Annotated in this window: 3 protein-coding genes; all 3 read right to left on the bottom strand. The window is 60.7% G+C overall.

The features are described 5' to 3' along the window. On the bottom strand, positions 1 to 1,278 hold a 1,278-nt coding region (gene tnpC, locus RNA01_RS23080), incomplete at its 3' end, for an IS66 family transposase (RefSeq protein WP_147182426.1). Positions 1,279 to 1,332: 54 nt separating this feature from the next. After that, complete coding sequence (tnpB, locus tag RNA01_RS23075) at positions 1,333 to 1,686, bottom strand: IS66 family insertion sequence element accessory protein TnpB (protein WP_147182425.1); 354 nt, start codon at positions 1,684 to 1,686, stop codon at positions 1,333 to 1,335. Next, positions 1,667 to 2,125, bottom strand: coding sequence for an IS66-like element accessory protein TnpA (gene tnpA, locus RNA01_RS23070; protein WP_147182424.1), 459 nt, complete (start codon positions 2,123 to 2,125; stop codon positions 1,667 to 1,669). The genes tnpB and tnpA overlap by 20 nt, the downstream gene beginning before the upstream one ends. Between the last annotated feature and the right edge of the window lie 82 nt (positions 2,126 to 2,207).

The following is a 2,207-nucleotide window of genomic DNA, read 5'->3' as shown; positions in this document are numbered from 1 at the left end:
TTCCCACTGGTTCAGGGTGTAGGATACGGCGTCGCCGATCTTGCTGTCGGGCAAGACCTTCGGCGCCATGGCGTCGAGCCATGCTTTTAGGGCAATCAGGATGGGGACGCTGTGCTGCTGGCGGAAACGGCGAATGCAGTCGGCTTGCGTTTCTCCAGCTTCCGCCTTTTCTCCTCTGGCTTGGCTTTCGATCCGGTAGAGCTGCTCGAAGAACTTCAGCGCCTGCTCCGGTGGTCCGCCGCCTTTCTTCCTTGTCTTGAGGGCATCGACGAAGCGACGCCTGGAATGGGCCATGCACCCCAGATGCGTTGCCCCTTCCAACGTCCGCCAGGCGGTGTAGCCATCGCTCATCAATATGCCGCGGTAGTCGCCGAGGAAGGCCTGCGGATAAATCTGGCCGCGGCCGGGTTGGTAGTCGAGAAGCACGATCGGCTCATTGCTATCCTCGCCGCTCCGATACGCCCACATATACGACGTGCTGGTGGCCTCCCTGTCCTTTTCCTTCAGGACCTGAACGGTCGTCTCGTCGCCATGGATGAGCGGCTGCGCCCTCAGCCGCAGCTTCAGTGCGTCATAGATGCGGGAGAGATGCCTCTCGCTAGATCCGATCACCCAATGCCCCAGAGCGCCGCGGCTGACGGGAACGCCGGCGCGCTCGAAGGCCTGTGCCAAGCGGTAGAGCGGTGTGCCATCGACGTATTTGTGGACGAGCGCGAAGGCCAGCGTCGAGGCCGTGGCGATGCTGCCCGGCAAAGGCTGCGTGGGCATTGGCGCGAGAATGACAGGCGTGTTGATGCCGGTCCGGTCGCAATGGCGGCAGGCGTACTTGAACCGCACATTCTGCAGGACCTTGGCCTTTACCTCTATATGAAGCTGCTCCGAGACGGCCTCACCCATGCGATGCATCTGATGATGGCAGCAAGGACACGCCTTCTGGTCGTCGGCCAGGTCATATTCGATGCGCTCGCGCGGCAGATGTTCCGGCAGGGGCTTGCGGCCGCGCTTCTTGCCCTCCGGCTTTTCGCCCGTTGCAAAGCCGGTGTCCGGCAGGTCGACGAGATCGCCGTCGCCAGCGTCCTCGTCATCGGCAACCTGCTCGGCTTCATCGAAGAGCCGATCGACATGCTTTTCGCTCTTCGGCGCAAAACGATGCAGCCGTGCGAGCACCAACTCTTCCTCGAGCTTGACCACGCGTTCCGTGAGCTGACGGTTTTCCGCCTGCAGCGCTGCAATGCGCGCCATCAACTCCTCAACAGTGGGTTCGCCGGGCCGGATCATCAGATTCTTGAATCTGAACCGTTTCGCTCCGTCAACCGAAGACGTTCAGAGCCGTCACCCGGCGATCTGGTATTGCCGAACCGGATGGCGGACCATCGCATCAATATCGATGCCGTCGAGAATCCAGTGCAATTGCTCGGTCGAAAGCGACACCACCGCCGTTTCCCGGCGCGGCCATCGGAACCTGTCCTCGGTCAATCGCTTCAGGACCATCACAAAACCGGACCGATCGAAGAACAACAACTTCATCCGGTCGCGGCGGCGATTGCAAAAGGCAAAGACCGCAGGCGCAAACGGGTCGAGCTCCATCGTCTCCTGCACCAGGACAGCAAGGCTGTTGATGCCGGCGCGAAAGTCGATGGGCTCGCGATGCAGGTAGACCTTGATATCAGCGCCGAGTCTGAACATCGCAAAGCGCTCCAATGATCGCCGTCAACGCATCCACATCACCACATTCCAGCGAAAGCTTCACGCCGTTCGGCAGCAACGCCCTGATCTTGGAAAAACCTGTCAGCCCCGCCGTCGTCTCCGGTGATGCCGTCAGGTCTTCACCTCGTGCGACCTCCATATCCAGCGAGCGGGTCCTCTCAGGCCGGCCACAGTCTGCTGCTACGACCGGGATAAACGCCGATCGTGATGATACCGTCGGCAAACCAGACTCCTTGGCATGCTTGACCCACTTGCGCAGAACGTTGGCATTGATCCCATGGGCAAGCGCCAGGCCTGATATAGAAACGCCAGGCTCAAGGCAGGCCGCAACAAGCCGCGCCTTTGAACCTGGATCATAGCGGCGCCGGCCATCACGCCCCACAAGCCGCACACGCAGTTTCTGCTCTTCGTCACTCATATTTGGTGTCCACCTATTTTAAGTGGACACTTCATGCGGCAGGGGCCGCCGCGGAAAAAGGTGCGCCGAAATTAGCGCTTAC

It is taken from the genome of Paenirhizobium naphthalenivorans (genome assembly GCF_007992095.1).
Taxonomy (GTDB): domain Bacteria; phylum Pseudomonadota; class Alphaproteobacteria; order Rhizobiales; family Rhizobiaceae; genus Allorhizobium; species Allorhizobium naphthalenivorans.
The sequence above is the reverse complement of the archived record's forward strand: the minus strand, read 5'-3'. Positions and strand labels throughout refer to the sequence as shown.